Here is a 19,329-nt window from a genome sequence, read left to right on the forward strand (position 1 = left end):
TCATTTTTTAAGGTTAATATACCGATACCGTATGCAGCAGCGGACATGCGCGGCTGTCAGTGATCTTGATACGTATTCCCTTTACATTGAAACCATTATCGTAACTGTTCGATGTGCTGCCATTGAGAGGGATAATTCTCTTATAACCGATGGTCGTGGTCTGTATGTTCGACGCACGCTGTGTCCATGTGGTGCCGTCGGCTGTGGTTTCTATGGTGAAACCTTTCACGCGCTGTCCCTTGCGGATGTACTCCTGAAGGGTTACGTAGTGCACGTTCTGCGGCTGATTCCAAGTAAGGGTAATGGTAGCCGCCTTCTGGCCGTCGTTGGTTGCCCAATAGGTGTTCTTGTCGCCGTCTATAAGGTTGCTTGCAGCGTAGTTGCCACCTGAACGTGTAACGTTTGCAGTAACGGTGGCTGTCTTAGCGAGGTCGGTGCCGAAGCGCGTTCTGAGTTTTTCGCCCAAATCGCAGAGTTGCACGGAGTCGGCATCAGTGAGACGTCCGGACATGTCGGGTGGGAAGTTGAGGATGAGTGTGGCGTTCCGTCCCACGGTCTTGAGATACATGTCGAAGAGCGTCTCGGAGTTCTTGGTGGTTTCGCCATCATGCCAGAACCAACCGCCGCTTGTGGCTTTGGCATCGCTTTCGCTGGGCTTCCACTGCCATGCGGTCTCGCTTCCGCTAAGTCCGGAGCCCATGGACCACGTGGTTTCGTTGGTGTAGCCTGATTCCGTACCGCACCAGCGTGCTTCTCCGCCCACGCCCCAAAGGATGATGTCCGGGCAAACTTTGTGTACAGAGTCGCGCAAGTTGGGGATGTCGTAATAGTAGCTTTCGTCGATGGAACGGTTCTCATACGCACCTCCATAATAACCGGAACCTCCGTTGGCGCCGTCGAACCACATTTCAAACTGGTCGGTGCCGTACTGTGAGAGTTCGAAACACTGCTTGAGGAACACCTTTGTTACGTATTCATCAGTGCCGTAGTAGGCACTGTTCCTGTCCCACGGCGATATGTAGAAGCCATACTTCATATCCAGTTTCTTTGCTGCCCTTACGAAAGCCTCAGGAATGTTGGTTTGCTTGGCGTAGGCATTGGATGAGTTCTGACAGTGGTGGTCCGTCGTCTCTGTTGGCCACAAGCAGAAACCGTCATGGTGCTTCACTACTGCGATACCGCCTTTCATCTCTGCTTTCTTGCAGAGGCGGAGCCACTGTTCCGGATCGGGCAACCTTGTGGGCGCGAAACGGTTGACATTCTCGTCACCATTGCCCCATTCCAGACCGGTGTAGGTGTTCATTCCATAATGGAAGAAGGCATAGAATTCAGTCTCCTGCCATTTCATCTGGCGTTCCGAAGGCACGGGGAATACTTCCGCCGGCTCATTGTTCGGATTGCTCGGCGCTTCGTCTATCATCTCCAACTGACCGAACAGGGCAGACGGTCGAACGAATAGTCCAAACACGAGGATAAGAGTAATTCTTTTCATGTTTTTTTCGGATTAATGTCTCTTCAGATTGTTTTATAACCTTAATAAAAAAATATGGGGCAAATTTAATAATTTATTTTCATTCCATGAATAGTTCTTGCAATTAATCTTTCACCATTGTGCAAAAGGTTGGGCAAAAACTTACAATGGGTTTGAAAAATCATCAACTACTTCCGCCTGCTGGCAAAATACTGATAGTCGCGCCAGACTTGGGTGAGGTATTGCCCGGTATAAATGTTGCTGCTGGGCGGCGGACCGCAGATGGGCACTACCTTTTGCGCCAGGCTGTTGATTTGCTGGTTTGTCGATTGACTGTAAGAAGTCAGCACGGTGTGGATAATCTCTGCCTGACCCTCTGTAAGGTTCTGCGCAAGCGGATAAACGGGCACATAGCCGACCTGCACCGTATAGAAGTCGTTCAGTCGCACCATGCGGTTTGCCGAACGTTCCGTGCGAATCACCATCGTGCCGCTCGCCATGTCGCCCAGCCGCTGAGAACGGTCGGAAAAGACGAAGAGGCAGAGCGTAACGGGCGGCAACAGGAGGTAGTCCACCGGTTGAAGTGCCCAGCGCAGGAAAAAGTCGCCCACACTCGGTGCCTCGCCTTCCACGCGCACCACTTTCAACTTCAGTGCCATCTTGCCGAACGTCTGACCATGAAAAAGCACCTCCGTGATAAAAGGATACATCATGATGGCTATCACAATTACAAAGACTGCAAATTCACCAAAGGCTTCAACTAACGGTATCATATAAGCAGCTGACAACCAGATGATAGCAAACATCACCAGCAGGTCAATCAAGCCCGACATCAGGCGTAGCATGAAAACCGCCTGACGGGTTTCCACGCGAACATTCTGACTGGTAATGATGTAATTGTTCATTGCAAAAGCGGCTGTCACAACTGATTTTCCTGCTACATTTGCTGTTGCGGCAAATTGTCAGTCATTTTTCTGAAAGTTTACTCTGCAAATTTATCAAAAATGTTTATATTTGCCACTAATTGAGCCTAAAAGTTCAGAAAATTAAGGGAAGCATTCTGCCTATACGATGTTAGAATCTACGTTCATACAGAGAAATCGCGAGAAGTGGTCGCAGTTTGAGCATGTCTGCTATGCCACGGACCATTATCCGCCCTCACAACTTGCCGACGTTTACGACGAGTTGATGGCAGACCTTGCCTTTGCGCAGACCCACTATCCCGACTCGAAGGTTACGACCTACCTGAACGACATGACACTCAAGATCCACCTCGCCGTGTACAAGAAGGGAAATACGAGCATGAAGCAATCGTTCGTCAGGCTGGTCAGGGAGAGCATCCCCATGGCGCTCTACACACATCGCCGCATGCTCCTCTATGCCCTAGTCCTCTTCGCGTTCGGCACATTCGTCGGCGTGGTTTCACAACTGGGCGACCCCGACTTCAGCCGACTCATTCTCGGCGACGAATATGTGGATATGAGCCTGCAAAACATCAGCAAGGGCACGCCGACGGATGTGTACAGCAGCAGCAACGAAGCCACGATGATGGCACAAATACCCACCAACAACATCATGGTGTCGCTCCGGTGCTTCGTCATGGGCATACTGACGCTTTTCGGCACGGGTGTCATGGCGTTCTACAACAGTGTGATGCTCGGCTGTTTCTGCACTTTCTTCTACCAGCATGGCGTATTCTCCGAAGCCATGCAGGCGGTGTGGCTGCACGGCACGATAGAAATCAGTGCCATCATCGTCGCCATCGCAGCAGGTTTCGTGCTCGGTACGGGATGGATTTTCCCGGGCACCATGAGCCGCCGGCAAGCCTTCCGGAAGAATGCGAAGCAAGGGCTCTACATTTTCCTTGCCACTGTGCCGATGCTCCTCGTGGCAGGTTTCATCGAGTCGTTCCTCACGCGCCACGTCCCGGAGTGGCCCACAGGCCTCAATGTGGCTTTCATTATCCTCTCGCTCGTGCTGGTCGTACTCTACATCATAGTGTGGCCTGCAATGGTGGCTAAAGCAAGAAAACGCAACCATGAAGAAGATTGAACTCTACCGCATACGCACCTTCAGCGACATCTTCGAAGACAGCATACAGTGGCTGAAGGACAACCGGCGCGCCGTGCTGAGATACATAGTGCCGGTGGCAGGTGTGTGCGTCGTCATATTGTCTTCAGTCTTTCTTTGGGCTTACATCATGTCGGAAGAGTTTTACGAAATCGATTTTTGGGATAAAACATTATTCGCAACATTCACCATAATCTTCATTTCCCTTTGGTTGCTCCCTACCATGTTTTTCACGCTCTACGATCTCTACCGGCAACGGGAGAATGGGCTGAAAGACCTCTCTGTCAAGACGTTCAGAAAAGCATTGCCCGCCATGACAAGACGCATGCTGGCTATGCCTGTCGCTGCTATAGCAATCATCGCCTTTATCATTTTGCTCTTTGGCTTCGAAACCGTATTATCTTTCTTCATATTGCCCATAGGTATCATGGCAATGCCGCCGCTGTTTATCTATCCCGCCGTTGTGGCACTGAGCGGTAAAGAATCGGCAGGAAGCATAAAAGAAACATTTTCATTAGGCTACAGCGACTACGGCACTATATTCAAGGTCTCTGTCGCACTGCTTTTCTTCAGCATAGCCCTCTTCATCCTGAGTTTCACATCGCTGGGAATCATCGTGCTGATTGAGGATTATCTGCCGGACAGTCTCCTGCATGGTGTGGGAGAAGAGATATTTAAATATGCCATCTTTTTCATCACCTTCGCCCTCCTCACCGCTTCGGCATATTTCCTCGCCCTGCTGGCACTCGTGGTTGGCGCCCACACCTACGGATCCATCAAGGAGAGCGAGGAAGGCATAAGCATTGATGCTAAAATAGAAAACTTTGAAAACCTCTGATGACATGCCAGACAACGCACAACATACCATGCATATCGACACCGCCCTCATCAGAGAATGGCAACAGAGCGGCGACTACAACTACCTTGACGAGGTGGTGGAAGTGGATTCCGCCACAACGAATAGCACACAAGTCGTTACGAAGAAAGGCACACCTTCCACATCTTTCTCCATACCTCCGCTGGCAGTCTGGTGCTGCGTCGGTGTCCTCGTCCTCGTGATCTTGTTCTTTGCCGTCAGGAACGGATGGTTCATGGGATTTTCCAAAAAGAAAAGCAAGAAGAAGGAAGTAGAGAAGAAGAAAAAAGAGGAGGAAGAAAACGAAACGACAGAAGGCACACTCAATCAGGAAGAAGTTTTCGGTTTTGATTTTCAAAAACTGACCGCCGAGGCACTTGCGGAAAAGGACTATGCTGCCGCACTGAAATACACGTATATGCAGGCATTCAGGCTTCTCTGCGAGGCAGAATTGCTGACATGGAGAAAAGACGCCACACCCTCGGAATATGCCGCACTCGACACAGGTGTAGCATCAGAACCGTTCAGGCGAATCACTGCGGCGTACGTCCGCGCACAGTATGGGCATTACGAAGTAACTGAAGACAATTACGCCGCAGCAAAGGCTGACTTCGAAGAACTGAATAATCATGTCAATGCCATCACGGCAGAACGCCGGCGCAAAGCGCAGGAAGAAGCAGAAGAAGGGGAAAGGACTGCAAGAGAGAAAGGAGGCGAAGCATGAAGTGGAAAAACATTCTGGTGCCTGTGCTTATCTTTTGTGCCTTTGCTGCCGCCTTCATGCTCTTTCTCAGCAGAGAGCGCCACTTCGATTGGGACCAACGCTACCTGAGCAGGAGCGACGAGCCATACGGTCTGAAACTTTTCGACAAACTCATGAAAGAGTCGATGCCGAAAGGCTACGAGGTGGTGCGCTTTCCCGACACGAAAAGCAAGGACTACAACCTGCTGGTCATTGCAGAAAGTTTTAAACTCAGCAGACGAAACACCATAGCCATCTACAATCACCTCAAAGCAGGAAACGACGTGATGATCATTGCAGAACTGCCGAATGTTGTCGAACAAAAAAAAGATGAAAACGACCTCGCAAGCACACAGTACGATGAGTCTGACACTAACGACAACTCACGCTACAGCAAGGTTATTCAGAAGGCCAAGGAGATTGGACAGCGAGGCAAGACCATTGAAAACCTGATAATAACATTGAGAGAAGGGGTTACCTTTGGAGACGAAGCGGAGACACCACAACAACTCAGGAAAAGCCCGACACTGCAACTGACCAATCCTCTCACGCGCGTGAAGGACAGAAAAACCGTTACGGCACGACAAGGATTCTGCACGACATTCTTCGATGAAGACATCGTAAATAATCAAAAAGGTTGGAATAAATGGAATCTCCACAACAAGTACACCATCCCTGCCAATAACACCACATCTAAAGAAGTGAAGGCTGCCCTCGCAGCACACGCGAAAGTGGGAAAAGGCAACCTCTACGTAATCAGTGCCGCACACTGCTTCACCAACGCAGGAATTCTGGACGACAAGACGCTGCCCTTCGTAGTCAGCACCATGGACATGATTGCCGACAGGTCCGTGGTGAGAGTAACTGAGCCATACAACATAGGCATGGATCCTTCCGAAGCAGCAGAGGAAGAAGAGCAAGAGGCAGAATCTATTTTTCAGTTCTTCCACAAGCAAAAGGCGCTCAACCTGATGCTCTACATCACGCTTGCAGGCATCCTACTCGCCATTTTCTTCAACGCGCGACGCCGACAGCGTGCCATCAACGTGAGAAAACCAGAGAGGAACACCACCCTCGCCTTCATACGGCAAATAGCATCGTTGCACATGATGCACACGGACTATCGCGAACTCTATGTCAACAAACTCTATGCCTTCGCCGAACTGGTAAGAAAAAAAGTGGGAGCCGACATCTTCAACTGCACCGAAAAGGATATAGAGGCCATCGCGGGCAGAACAGGACTGTCGCAAAACGAGATAAAAACACAAATCGCACTGCTCATGAACTACAACAGGACAGAGGGGAAGAAGAGGCTGACTTTTGAAGAGTTTACCACAGCAGCAAACATCATCAGAAACATCAAGAAAAAAATAGTTGAAAGTCGTTGACAGTTCTTCGGACCAATCCGAATACTCCGATTATTCTGACAACTCTGACAACACTCAACAATCAAAAAAACAACAAAAAACATCATGGATACAAGAATCGACCTTACAACATTCAACCAGAAAATGGTGCTCATACGTCAGGAAATAGCCCGATACGTGGTGGGGCAGCCTTTCGCTGTGGCACAACTCCTCGCAGCCATTATAGCCGACGGACACGTGCTCATAGAGGGTGTGCCCGGTGTGGCAAAAACGCTTCTGGCAAAGACTGTGGCACGACTGCTCAATGCCGACTTCTCGCGCATACAGTTCACGCCCGACCTCATGCCGAGCGACGTACTGGGCACATCAGTGTTCAATCCCAAAACTCAGGACTTCAATCTCCACAAAGGTCCCGTGTTCTCGCAAATCGTCCTCGCCGACGAAATCAACCGCGCACCGGCAAAGACGCAGGCTGCCCTCTTCGAGGTGATGCAGGAACGTCAAGCCACCATCGACGGCATCACCCACCCCATGAGCGAACTCTTCTTCATCATCGCCACACAAAACCCCATCGAACAGGAAGGCACCTACAAACTGCCTGAAGCACAACTTGATCGCTTTATCATCAAGATTACAATGGGATACCCATCACAGGCAGAAGAATTAGAAATACTGGAGCGACACCAGAAGAAGGAGCGCATGGACATCAACGCCATAAAGCCCATATTCTCCGTGCAGGACATACTCGGCATGCGGCAGATGATGGACAATGTGGTGGTAGATGCCAACATTCTCGGCTACATTACGCGCATCGTGCAGAACACGCGCAACAACGCAGAAATCTATCTGCCGGCATCACCGCGAGCCGCCATAGCCTTGCTGCAAATCAGTAAGGCGTATGCCATGATTTCAGGCCGCGACTTCGTAACACCCGACGACGTGAAACTTCTTGCACCAAGCGTGCTCTCCCACCGACTGCAACTCACGGCAGAAGCCGAGATGGAAGGACTAACCATCGAGCACGCCATCAGGCGCACACTCGAAGAAGCACTTGTTGATACCAACCAGCAACGCGCCATGTTCTAAGGCAAACGTTCACGGCACAGACAAACCCCATAGCACGGAACAGCATGTATCTCACACCTCGCTTCTTCGCTCTCCTCGCCATTACGGCACTCCTCGCGGCAGTGGCTTACTGGTTGCCTGCGCTTTACCCTGCGGCCATCATCGTGCTCATTGCCCTCGTCGCGCTGACCATAGCCGATGCCATAACAGCCTTTGCAGCCATACGGGTGAAGGCGCGGAGAACCATGCCACAACTCTTCTGTATCGGAAGCAAAAACAAGGTGAGCATAGAAGTGGAGTCGGAAGCCAGAATAAAGGTGCACCTGCGGATACAGGACGAACTGCCACCCGAAATGTGCTACCACGATGCACAGTATGACACAAGCCTTTCAAGTCGGGAAACAGCAACATACAACTATACACTCGAGCCCAAGGAACGAGGAAAGTTTTCCTACGGCGACATCATCGTCTTCGCACGCACACCACTGCAACTCATAGAGCGAAAAATCAGAATAGCCACAGATCGCGCACACATCGAAGTATATCCCAACTTCAAACGACTTGAACACGTAGAACTCGCTGCCATCAGCACGACACAGCACGAAGGCGAAAAACGACAACTGAGACCCATCGGACAGACCGACTTTGAACACATACGCGACTATGTGCCGGGCGACGAATACCGACACATCAACTGGAAAGCCACGGCACGCACAGGCAGGCTGGAGGTGAACACCTATCAGGAACAGCGCGCGCAAAACGTAATGTGCATCATCGACAAGGGACGCACCATGCAGCGGACATTCAACAACATGGCACTTCTCGACCATGCCATCAATTCTACCCTCGCACTGTCCTACTGTGTGCTGAAACACCACGACATGGCAGGCACAATGACTTTCGATGCCAAAATAGACACCACAGTGCCGCCATCGCAGAAGAAAAACCAAATAAAACTCATTCTGCGATCACTCTACGACCAACAGGTAACCTACTCCGAAAGCGATTTCTCGCCACTACCAACGCATCTTGACAAAGCACTACACAGTCGTAGCCTCGTGGTGCTCTTCACCGATTTCAACACACTGAACCAAATGCGGCGACAACTGCCCTACTTCAGGATGATTGCACGAAAACACTGCCTGCTCATCGTATTCTTCAGGGACAAAGAGGTAGAAGCACTTGCCGACATCACACCCTCGAACGACAAGGAATACAAGCAACAGGCCATCGCCGAAAACTTCATCCTCCAACAACAGACCATCGCCGCAGAACTGCGCCAAAACGGCATCTACAGCCTCCACACCACAGTGAAGGACATGCCCGCCAACACCGTACGCACATACCTCACGATGAAGCAGCAGGGGGTTATATAGCAGAAAAGCACTGAAAACATTGACGTGCCCTGAATAACAAAGCGTCAACTATGCAGCAACATTGTTGCTGCAAAATTCAAAAGCGCAGAACCGTCAAAACAATCTTCTTTTTCTTACCTTTGCACGCGCAAATAAAAAAATCACCAATTCCGGCAGATGCGAAAGCAAGTATTTTTTCTACTTTTTTTCCTCATTGCAGTAGGACTACAGACTCTCAAGGCACAGACAGCAAAGTCGATTCTGCAAGAAATCAACACCCTTCGACTTGAAGCCAGGGGCGACTGGCAACATGACAGCCAGGTCAAAGACGAGCGCGGATTCAAAGGACGTTACCTCAATTTCGTCCTCACAGGCAATATAGGCGAAAAATTCTCATACGCCTACCGCCAACGCCTCAACAAGTTCAGCAAGTCGTCGTCCTTCTTCGATGCCACAGACTGGCTATACATCAACTATTCACCAGTTAAGCAACTGACACTATCCGCAGGTAAACAGGTAGCGGCAATAGGTGGATATGAGTACGACGCACCACCCATCGACATCTATTTCAGTTCGGAATTCTGGTACAACATTCCTTGCTTCCAATGGGGTGTGAGTGCAGAATACGCACTCGGCGGTAACGACGCACTGAAACTGCAAGTAACACAAAGCCCCTTCGATGGTTTCTACGACCACGAGGATATGTACGGCTACCATCTGATGTGGAGCGGCAGACACGGCATCTGGTCCACCCTCTGGTCTGCCAACCTTATGGAATATGCACCGAAGAAATACATCTCCTACATTTCGCTGGGCAACCAGCTGCAACTGGGACGCGTGAAACTCTGCCTCGATTTCCTCAACCGCGCCGCCAACCACCAAACCTATTTCTTCAAGGACTGCTCGCTCGTGGGCGAAGTGTCCTACAAGCCTAAAGACTGCCTCAACCTCTACGCCAAAGCGACCTACGACGTAAACAAGACGCACACCGATGCCGACCTCGTCATACATAAAGGCACCGAACTGACACGTGTGGGCGGCGGTGTGGAGTTCTATCCCATCAAGAACCACGACGTACGTCTTCATGCCGACTATTCATACGCATGGGGAAAGAATACGAACCCTGACGGAACAATGCAGGACGACCAGTCGCTCGTAAACGTAGGCGTAACATGGAAAATGAACCTGCTTTCCATAAGACTGAAAAAGAAAGATTAGCAGAACAAACAGATTAGCAATAAGCGAAAAATGAAAAAATCATTGTCCGGCATCATCTGCCTCGTCATCATCATAGGACTTTTCACCTATTTGGGTCACAGCATGGGAGCAGCCAATATGCTTAACACCGTGATGAAAACGGCTCACGACCTGTTGCTCAACACCGTGTTCTACCTCATGGCGATATGCGTGCTCACAGGCGCCATAGGCAAACTGTTCGTGGAATTTGGCGTAGTGGACCTGCTGGAGAGATTGCTGAGACCACTGATGAGACCGCTGTTCAATCTGCCCGGTGTGGCATCGCTCGGTGCCGTGATGACATTCCTTTCGGACAACCCCGCCATCATCACCCTCTCGCGCGACAAGCGTTTCAGTAGTTATTTCAAGAAGTTCCAGTTCATCTCGCTGACCAATTTCGGCACGGCATTCGGCATGGGACTCATCGTCATCATCTTTATGATTGGCAATGGCTACCTCGCCGGACCGCTCATCGGATTCTTTGGCGCTTTCTGCGGCTGTGTTGTTTCCACAAGGCTCATGCAGCGCTTCGTACTGAAAGCCTACCCGAAATATGCTGAAGAAAACGCCAACGACAGCCCTGGCGGACAAGACACACTCGTACCGGAAAAGGAACGCAACGAGGAGGAAGAAAAGAAGTCGCTCTTCCTGCGCATTCTGAATGCCCTGCTCGACGGAGGACGATCCGGCGTGGACATAGGCCTCGCCATCATACCGGGTGTGCTAATCATCTCAACACTCGTCATGGTGCTCACCTTCGGACCCGACGCAAGCGGCAACTACACAGGTGCAGCCTATCAGGGAACGGAACTCCTGCCGTGGCTCGCATCGAAAATAGATTTCATCTTCAACTGGCTCTTCGGTTTTACCGACCCGCACCAGATTGCCTTCCCCATCACAGCACTCGGAGCCGTGGGCGCAGCACTGAGCCTCGTGCCCAACTTCATCGCACAGGGCTGGATAGATGGCAACGCCATAGCCGTGTTCACAGCCATCGGCATGTGCTGGAGCGGATACCTCAGCACACACACCGCCATGCTCGACTCGCTCGGCTACCGGGAACTCACCTCAAAAGCCATACTCTCACACACCATAGGAGGCATCTGCGCAGCCATAGTGGCACACTGGGGGTATATGCTCTATTCACTGATCTGAACATTGAAAAAAAGGACTTTGTCGCTTAGTAAAAAAGATGACAGATAACAATGGCGCGCTGTAAGTGCAAAAGGTAATATACAAAGAAGGGCTTTGGGGAAAAATGTATTTTTCTACCAACTTCTATTATCAATCAAACACTATCATGTCAGCCAACTGAAGGAAGTAGTCGTTTGACCAGATGTCGAGTTCGTGGGGGTCTTCCACAAAACCGGCCACGTCGTTCTTTACCTGTTCTATATTAGTTGAAGCCAGTTTCTCGCGTAGCAGATTCATAAAAGTCTCCTTGCTTATTTCCTGCCCGCTGAACTCGCGTATGCGTTCTTGTAAATGCTGATAGTTGAGTGGAGTTTGGTGACGTACATACCACTCAAAGTCGTACCAGTCGCGACCCTTCACCCGCATTTTCCAGTTGCGGAAGACCAAGGCATGCATTTTCCCTGCAAAAAGATCAGGAAGTGCAACACAGCGCACCATAAAGGAAAATGGTTTGAGCAGCATTCTCTGTTCACATCCGAAACCCATAGGCGGACAAGTGTCCAACTCAATCTTAACCTTTACATTCTTCTCTGTCTGAAAGGAAATGTCGTATGCATCAGTGTCTTCTTTCAGAAAGGCTGATTCAACCTTCCCAAAAGTCTTCTTGTCCTTCTTCTTGATAGTCACATCCTTGCCTGTCAGTTTGAATGCCTCGATAATTGAGGGGAAGTAGGCTTCAAGATGTATGTTAGCATCTTTCTCGGTCAATGTGAAGTCCAAGTCCTCTGAAAAGCGACGGAGACCGTGAAAAATTCTCAGGCATGTCCCACCATAAAACGCTGCATGACTGAAGAAATCACTTCGTCCTAAACCTGCCAGTGTGATTTGTTGCATTACTTCATGCTTCGCGTTTACCCTCTCGTTCGGTGTTGATGGTGACAGGGCTTCAACCATTTCGTCAAATATCGTCATAATCTTGTCTTTAACTCTGTTAGGAACGACCCATAATCTTTAATAAGTTAGCCAATACGTTCTTCTTCTTTCCCGCTTCCATACATGCCTGTATGATTTTCCTGTCCATACTTCGTATGTCGCTAATCTCAATACGCATATCTTCCTCAAAAAAAACTTCAAGACTTGCTATGGACTGGGACGGCACATAGCGTTCGCTCATCAGCATGTCACAGAGTGCTTTCTCAGGGGTTGCTATCATATATGCAATGCCTTCAGCAAGTTCACTTCTGACACCAATCGGAAAATATGAGGAAGAAACGCCTCGATAAGAAAAACGACCGAAGAAATTCTCAAATCTACTGGTGTGGAGAGTGGTTACAGACGTGATTTCATAAACTCTCTCGGGAATCAAACCATAGTGGCAAAGCGCGTAGTGCGCAGAGATGTATGAAGGACAATAGAGATGGTTAGCCACCAACTCAACCGACACCATTTTACCACTAATGTCTGGAGAAACCACAAACAACCCGCGTTTCAGTTTGATGAGCATTCCTGCACGCTCCAGTACCTGCACTTTCTTATCGGGTGAACGATAGTCGCGGAAAAGGCTCTTTAGTAGTCCACTACTCACGGGTACATTCCCTAATTGCTTCAAGGCATTGAGTTCTTCTATTGAAATCATAAATCCCTGTTTTGGTGCAAAGTTATAATTTTTCGCTTAGAAAAAGAAGTAAATCTTCTGTTTTTATACGAAAAACCACAATTTTTACATCCCGACACCTCCCACATCTACTCCCCACCACTAACGTCAAGGTGAAGCACGCGGGGGATGAGTGAGGGCGTGACTGGACCTTCAACATGGATGAGTAAGAAGATACAGCCGTCCATAACGATGAGCAGGTCGTCCACCTTGTTGTCCGTTACTTTCCGGACGTAGGCAGAAAATCCTTCTTCTTCATTGAGCAAGGCACGCAGCATGGGCGGAATGGTGAAATATTTGGACGCATCGGTTTTTTCATAGCCCCGAAGCGCAGTAATATCGCCACGCATAGCACTGGCAAGACTATCGTTTTCTTCCACTGAGAGAAACTCTATGCGCATCGCCTTCAATTCGGAAAGGAGTGCAGGGTTAGTCTCTTCCGCGAAGCGTTTGGGAATGGAGTCGTTCTTTTGCTGGGTCATGTCCTCATACGCCACGTCCTCCAATGTTTTATATTTATCAAACAGTGCTTGCACACCAGAGGGATGTTTCTCCCTCGCCTTCCCAAAAACTTCCTCAAGCTTCCCGTCAAGCATCTTTATGGTGCCGAGGTCTTTGTCGGTCATAATCTGCAATTCCTCCATGACGGACTTAGTTACCACGGATTCTTTTTCCCTCCTACTGCATCGAAGTTCCATGTGAATGATATCAGGCAATAATGATGGAGTTTCTTCTCTCCCGTTTCTAACCGTTCGAAGGCACTGACCGTAGCATGGTAATATTTATCCTTGTTGAGGATGTCGTCCAATTCAATACTGAGTTTGCCCTTTCCTTTCAGGCATTTCCACGCTGCCGATGCATTCCACAACAATCTGTCGCCGTTATAATCGGAAGAGTTGTATCCGCGCCTGCCAAGGTTATAAAATTTTGTGTTTAATGTCCACTTGCCAAGATTAAGGCGCAGTTTTGTTCCATATTCGTAGTTCCAGAATTTATTGTTCATGCCCGCTTCGTGATTCTTTGCTTTAATGTAGTTGAGAGAACCGTACAGTTCGGCAGACAGGTAGTTCCTCTCGTATGTAAGGCTGTAGTTCTCATTCAATGAAAACTGTTGCGTACACATTTCCGTTACGTTTTCTGTTGTGCCCGAATTTGCCAGAAAGCCATAACTCTTCTGATGCGAAACATTAAGTTTGTTTGAAGTGTGGAAATGTGCACCAAGTCCTTTGTCCAGTTCGAGTATTGCTTTCCATCTATAGCCGTTACGTGCGTTGGCACTCCATGTTGTGTTCACGCCTGTCTGAGGATTAAACGCCCAGACGCTCACGATGGGATCTGCTTCTGACGTAAAACCTAACGTAGAGTTCAGCATGAGTTGGCTTTTAGAAAAAGTAGCATCATATCGCATGTTTGCTTCCCACTGCTTTGAATTATGAAGATTGGGATTGCCGAGTTTCACTGACAGCGGGTCGGTGGTGTCAATGTAATTGAGTGTATTCAGAAGTTTGGGCTGATTCTGGCTGTGCGACAGAGTCCATTGCACCGAACTCGCCTTGTTCATTCGCAGTTTGACATCCAGGCTGGGCGATGGCTTCCATAATGTGCGAGTGGCTGTAGTGTCGAGACTTCCACGCCTGTACGATTCGCGCTCGGAGACTGATTCTATGGACATCCCGGGTCTGAATTGCCATGGACCTGCCTTCAGCATCATTCTGGCATCAAAACTGTTTTCAAAAGTCCGTTCATGGTCATAATAACTGTTGGCAACATCCTCCATCCACGTATCGCCGTCATCATAAGACAGAAGATGATTGCTGTTTTGAGTGGTTGAAGTATGACTTAAATTATATGACAGGTAAAAACTGAAGTTCTTGCTCAGATTCTTATTATAACTTACACTCACACCAAACCTTCCGGATTCGTCATCATTGTCGGATCTACGCAGAGAATAGTCGCGGGTATTCATCTTGAGATAATCTATGTGATAGGATTGCAGATTTTTATTGTCTGATTTAGAATAATCGAATCTTGTTGTCAGCTCAAGCATTGAGCCATCTGCAAAAATATAATCAAAATCGGCTCCAAATCTCCCCCTCCCCAAATGACTTTGACTTGACGTATAGGTGCGGTTGCGCGTAAGCAAATGCGCTTTTAAGCTATCGTCCATAGTTGGCAAGAATGGTTCGAGCCTTGGATTCGCACTGTAATTGTAGGGCTGTTCGTCAAAGATGGATGTCCGGTGTTCGCTGTTGGCATCGGTGTATTTATAATCTATGTCTCCATAGATTTCTAAATTCGTCTTTTTATTGAAATCACGCTTAAAATGCAGCGAAACATTTGGATTAAAATTATGCTTGTAGTCTCTTTGGTCTGTAAGCGTAAAGGTGTGGAGTTGCCCTGGAGAGAAATTTTCCTTGGTGGAATAAGTACTTGATATTTCATCGAAATGCGGTAGAGAGACACTACCTCCTAAGCGTCGGCGAAGAGTTTGCGAGCCTCTCACACTGTCAGCGACCGTCGTGTCATTTCGGTGCTCTATCGAAAAAGCGCCAGTCTGCGCCTTACCTTCTCCACCAAGTGGCATCCACATACTGAATTTCATAGATTTATCCCTTAGGTAGTCTCTGTTATTGGCATTGGCAAAGACGAGAGTGGGAAGATGGTTGCTCAGACGCATGGCATCAAGCGTCCCTTCGTATCTGTCCGTGGTCTGATAGCCTGCTTTTGCCGTTCCATACCATTTTTCGAACCATCCGGGCTTTATCTGCAGATCCAGCACTTTATCCTCTTTTCCGTCAGCATTGCCCGTGCGCTCTGTGTACTTGCTTGCCTTGTCATAAACCTTAATCTTGTCAACAGCAATGGCAGGCAGCACACTCACAATCCCATTTGCACCGTTCATGAAATCCTCGCCGTTGATCAATATGCGCAATGGTTTTCCCATCCACGACATCTCTCCTTTTTCATTGATGGTTACGCCGTCAAGTTTTTCTATCAGTTCCTCAAGACGTGCACCCTCTTCAAGTTTGAAGGCCTTGGGGTTGAAAATCACGGTGTCGCCTCGCATGATAAAGCGCTTGTAATGCCCTTTTACCACGGCAGTGTTCTTCAGGATGTCGCTTGGACGAAGGCGGAGCGTGTCGAGTCGCAACGTGTCGCTTTCATTGCCCGAAACAATGAATGACTTACGCATGGTGTGATAACCGATATAACTCAATTCATATTCCAAACGCCCTTGATAATGGTTGTCGAGTGTAAAAACACCTTCAGAATCTGTTTTACGACTATAACCTAAAGTGCCCTGGGAACGCCCGTCATGACGTATCTCTAATGACAATCTAACGCTTGCTTCGCTCAGGGGTTCACCGGTCTGTTCATCCACAACAACACCAATTATATGCTGTGCCGAACCGCAGATTGAGGTTGTAAAGAATAAGATGAATAAAATATATCTACAGTTTTTTAATACCATGGCATCGTTCTTTTAAGGGGTGTTCTATAAATTAGGTTTGAATGATTCTTGAATTATTATTAGTTGTATTTAATTTTGACGTGGTGCCTTATGTAAACGCCATGCGATGCTGAAAAGGAAGTAGCGCGGGATGGTGTTGTACCATGTCTCCGTGCGTCCCTGTGCATTCAGCGTGCGCTGGATGTTGCTGCGCTGGGCGAGGAGGTCGAATGCCGTGAACTTCAGCGTCAGGCTCTTGTTGCGCAGCAGGTGCTTCTCGACCGACATGTTCCATACCCATTCGTCGGTGTTCATCGTCTCATCTTCGTATCCGTTCCGCGTATAGAACGTCAGGTCTGAGTTTACATCAATGTCCAAGGGCAACTTCGCCTGCGCTGTAAATGAATAAAGGACATTCAAACTGTTTATCTTTTGAAAATCTGTCCTTTTACTTGTTGCATGTTGCCAGTCGAGGGTGGTTCTGAAGCCGGCATTGAGGGGTTTGCTGCGATAACGCAAGCTTAAAGTGGCTTCAGATAAATAATTGTGGACAATGCTTCTGTTTATTGCATCTGACTGGTTTGTCCATTCGAAATCAACGCTGTGGTTGTAATGCACCCTGCCATCGACAGAGACATTCCAGTGATTTGTCTTGTTGAGATTGCGGGCAAAACTGCCTCTCAGTTCTGCCTGCCAATTACCATTTATGTTCATTGGCTTATAGGTGTAAACTCCTGTGTTTGGGTCATAACTGCGAGTTTGCCCCACGGCATTTCGTTCAGCATAATACTCAAATGATGCATAAGCGTTTTGTGCGTATTCTTTTATATTAAGTTGCCACGACCCTTTCAAATGATATATATCGGTAGTTTTTAAGTTTTCGTTACCCATGAATATTGCCAAAGGATTGCTGTTGTCAATAACGTTCAAGAGCAGATGCAAATCAGGAGTTTTGCGATCAAAATTGGCAAAGAAATCAAAGCGTTTATATTCCAGTCTTATCAAGGGTTCAAACTTCAGGACCTGTTTCTTTACATGTAAATTCTCAAGACGCAAATCATTCAGGCGGACATTTTCTATTATAAACGGAAAAAACATGAATAGCTGAACATCATCTCCCAAAAGGCAAAAACGTATTTGGGGAGTGTGTTGCCAATGGGTTTCATTCCGGTAGTAACTGTTTATCCAATCGGTCGCCAAAGCGAGCGAATCGACCGTGGAAGGCAAGGTACCGAATCGGTAGAGCCCTTGTTCATCCCATCCGTTTCCCAGTCTGTCAAGGCGATACAGCAACCTGTCTCTTTTATTGTGTTCATACGTTCCTTCATACGTCAAGTACAACTTCTTTTTCCAATTATCGCCCTTTTCAATCAGGCAGTAGTCTCCCCGTAAACTTAAAGCAAATCCTTTCTTCGGCTCAGAGATAAAGCGGTTGTTGAATGTCGTTTCGTTTGAGACGGAGGGAGTCCTGAGCAGATAATTTGAAAATGTCCTGCTTTTAGTTTTATGGTATGTTGCAACGGCAAATATATTCAAGTTCTTGTCCCATGGTAATTGAATGGTAGAATTCAACATCCCCAGATAGTTCAGCCGGTCAGACTTCTTTTCCTGAAGGTCACTGTAATAGTTTGTAACATAGGGAGACATGGAATACCCGGACAGCGAAAAAATGCTGTCGAGCGTAGCAAGGCGATATTGCTCCACAGGTTTTTGGGAAAGTTCTGCACTCAGGATTGAAGAGGACGTGTTTGCAAAAGAACAATCAAAATGATGCTGATAGTGCCAATAGGTCTTTTTTCTCATTAAGGAAAGGCTTCCGTCCCATTGAAATCCCCTGTTGCAGGTGCGTGTGGCTGTTTGAGAACGGTTATGGATGTTGCCGGAATTGAGGAAACTTTCCGAAGCGGTAAAAGCAGTTGTGTTCTCTTTATCGTGGAATGCCTCGATAGTCGTATTTATCTGCGTTTTATTGTCTTTTGACGAAGTGAGGAAAAAGAGCCCGCCCCTTTGCTGCATCCTCTGTCCTGAAATAGGATCTCCGGCACTCCAGTTGCCATCATGGCCGGGCTTGTGGTTGTCATTCAGATTATTGAAGTTGGTATATACTCCCAGACGGAAACGGTCGTTGAAGAACATGCCGAAACCCTTTCCCAAGTAACGTTCTTTCGTCCCGGCTCCGACTTCTGCATTCACCAGCAGACCTTCATGGTATTCCTTTTTCAGGTTGACGTCGATTACCCAAGGGTCATCGGGATGCTTTTCACCCTCTCTGCGCGTCAGGTAGGCATTGTCCGGTGCCTTTTGGTAAGCCTTGACTTTGCTGACCGTATAGGCGGGCAGGTTTTCCAATGCCACGGCAGGATTGCCCTGAAAAAAGTCTTTGCCGTCGATCAGCAAACTGCTTATGGGATTGCCGTTCACGGTAATCACACCACCAGGCTGCAGTTTGACACCGGGCAACTGCTCTATCAGCGCATCAAGCATCGACCCTTCGGAAAGTTCAAAGATGTCAGCATTATAGACTATGGTGTCGCCGTGCGTCACCATCATGATCTTTGAAGCGCGCACCACGGCTCTATCGAGTTGTCTGGGTTTCTTGCGTAACAGGATGGGGTCCGGCGTTATTCTCTTGGCAGATTCAATGCGTAAAATAACCGTTTCATAACCTTGCTTTGAAATTTTTAACAAAAAATAAGGATGCTTGTTCTTAAATTCACAGACATACAGATAATCATCTTCTAAGTCTATCATCATGCAAGTATCCATCAAAGCAGAGTCGGGCGAAAGTATATCGACCTGCACATCTTTTAAAGGACGATTAAAAACACTATCACGCACATACACGCTGAATGACGTTGTTTGAGCAACTGCAATGTTGCTGCATATCAGAAAGAGAAGAAAAACTATCTTATTACGCATATTTTTATC

General features: G+C 48.1%; 15 protein-coding genes. 8 read left to right on the forward strand and 7 right to left on the reverse strand.

From position 1 onward, the window contains the following. Positions 1 to 13: 13 nt before the first annotated feature. Together C7Y71_RS04310 and C7Y71_RS04315 are read right to left on the reverse strand one after the other, a co-directional pair. Entirely contained in the window at positions 14 to 1,492 is a 1,479-nt protein-coding gene (locus tag C7Y71_RS04310; RefSeq protein WP_111898482.1) for an alpha-L-fucosidase, read from the reverse strand. Positions 1,493 to 1,659: 167 nt separating this feature from the next. Then, positions 1,660 to 2,376 carry an RDD family protein gene (locus C7Y71_RS04315; protein ID WP_111898483.1) on the reverse strand — a complete coding sequence of 239 codons (717 nt, stop codon included), beginning with the start codon at positions 2,374 to 2,376 and terminating at the stop codon, positions 1,660 to 1,662. 166 nt (positions 2,377 to 2,542) lie between these two features. Between C7Y71_RS04315 and C7Y71_RS04320 the strand changes: the two genes are divergently transcribed. From C7Y71_RS04320 to C7Y71_RS04355, 8 genes are all read left to right on the forward strand, one after another. Continuing rightward, positions 2,543 to 3,523, forward strand: a complete 981-nt coding sequence (locus tag C7Y71_RS04320; RefSeq protein ID WP_111898484.1) for a stage II sporulation protein M — start codon at positions 2,543 to 2,545, stop codon at positions 3,521 to 3,523. After that, positions 3,510 to 4,379 (forward strand): hypothetical protein, encoded by an 870-nt coding sequence (locus C7Y71_RS04325; RefSeq protein WP_111898485.1) that lies wholly within the window; start codon positions 3,510 to 3,512, stop codon positions 4,377 to 4,379. Before C7Y71_RS04320 ends, C7Y71_RS04325 begins: the two co-directional genes overlap by 14 nt. A 4-nt stretch (positions 4,380 to 4,383) precedes the next feature. Continuing rightward, positions 4,384 to 5,121: a DUF4129 domain-containing protein gene (locus C7Y71_RS04330; protein WP_111898486.1), complete on the forward strand. Its 738-nt coding sequence runs from the start codon at positions 4,384 to 4,386 to the stop codon at positions 5,119 to 5,121. Next, positions 5,118 to 6,527: a DUF4350 domain-containing protein gene (locus tag C7Y71_RS04335; protein ID WP_111898487.1), complete on the forward strand. Its 1,410-nt coding sequence runs from the start codon at positions 5,118 to 5,120 to the stop codon at positions 6,525 to 6,527. The genes C7Y71_RS04330 and C7Y71_RS04335 overlap by 4 nt, the downstream gene beginning before the upstream one ends. Before the next feature lie 84 nt (positions 6,528 to 6,611). Continuing rightward, positions 6,612 to 7,592: an AAA family ATPase gene (locus tag C7Y71_RS04340; RefSeq protein WP_111898488.1), complete on the forward strand. Its 981-nt coding sequence runs from the start codon at positions 6,612 to 6,614 to the stop codon at positions 7,590 to 7,592. Between the two features lie 44 nt (positions 7,593 to 7,636). Continuing rightward, complete coding sequence (locus C7Y71_RS04345; protein ID WP_111898489.1) at positions 7,637 to 8,947, forward strand: DUF58 domain-containing protein; 1,311 nt, start codon at positions 7,637 to 7,639, stop codon at positions 8,945 to 8,947. A 156-nt stretch (positions 8,948 to 9,103) separates the two neighbouring features. Beyond that, entirely contained in the window at positions 9,104 to 10,144 is a 1,041-nt protein-coding gene (locus C7Y71_RS04350) for a porin (RefSeq protein WP_111898490.1), read from the forward strand. Between the two features lie 30 nt (positions 10,145 to 10,174). Continuing rightward, entirely contained in the window at positions 10,175 to 11,317 is a 1,143-nt protein-coding gene (locus C7Y71_RS04355) for a nucleoside recognition domain-containing protein (RefSeq protein WP_111898491.1), read from the forward strand. A gap of 129 nt (positions 11,318 to 11,446) precedes the next feature. Here the strand turns inward: C7Y71_RS04355 and C7Y71_RS04360 are convergent, their stop codons facing one another. The 5 genes from C7Y71_RS04360 to C7Y71_RS04380 form a co-directional block, all read right to left on the reverse strand. Further along, complete coding sequence (locus C7Y71_RS04360) at positions 11,447 to 12,268, reverse strand: nucleotidyl transferase AbiEii/AbiGii toxin family protein (RefSeq protein WP_111898492.1); 822 nt, start codon at positions 12,266 to 12,268, stop codon at positions 11,447 to 11,449. 19 nt (positions 12,269 to 12,287) lie between these two features. Beyond that, the gene (locus tag C7Y71_RS04365) at positions 12,288 to 12,932 is read right to left on the reverse strand and encodes a type IV toxin-antitoxin system AbiEi family antitoxin domain-containing protein (protein WP_111898493.1); all 645 of its coding nucleotides are present in this window, start codon (positions 12,930 to 12,932) and stop codon (positions 12,288 to 12,290) included. A 107-nt stretch (positions 12,933 to 13,039) separates the two neighbouring features. Continuing rightward, positions 13,040 to 13,612 (reverse strand): hypothetical protein, encoded by a 573-nt coding sequence (locus tag C7Y71_RS04370; protein WP_146739424.1) that lies wholly within the window; start codon positions 13,610 to 13,612, stop codon positions 13,040 to 13,042. Beyond that, positions 13,606 to 16,332, reverse strand: a complete 2,727-nt coding sequence (locus C7Y71_RS04375; protein ID WP_193215968.1) for an outer membrane beta-barrel protein — start codon at positions 16,330 to 16,332, stop codon at positions 13,606 to 13,608. Before C7Y71_RS04375 ends, C7Y71_RS04370 begins: the two co-directional genes overlap by 7 nt. Before the next feature lie 159 nt (positions 16,333 to 16,491). Then, positions 16,492 to 19,320 (reverse strand): porin family protein, encoded by a 2,829-nt coding sequence (locus C7Y71_RS04380; protein WP_111898496.1) that lies wholly within the window; start codon positions 19,318 to 19,320, stop codon positions 16,492 to 16,494. Positions 19,321 to 19,329 lie beyond the last annotated feature (9 nt).

This window comes from Pseudoprevotella muciniphila, assembly GCF_003265305.2.
Classification (GTDB): domain Bacteria; phylum Bacteroidota; class Bacteroidia; order Bacteroidales; family Bacteroidaceae; genus Alloprevotella; species Alloprevotella muciniphila.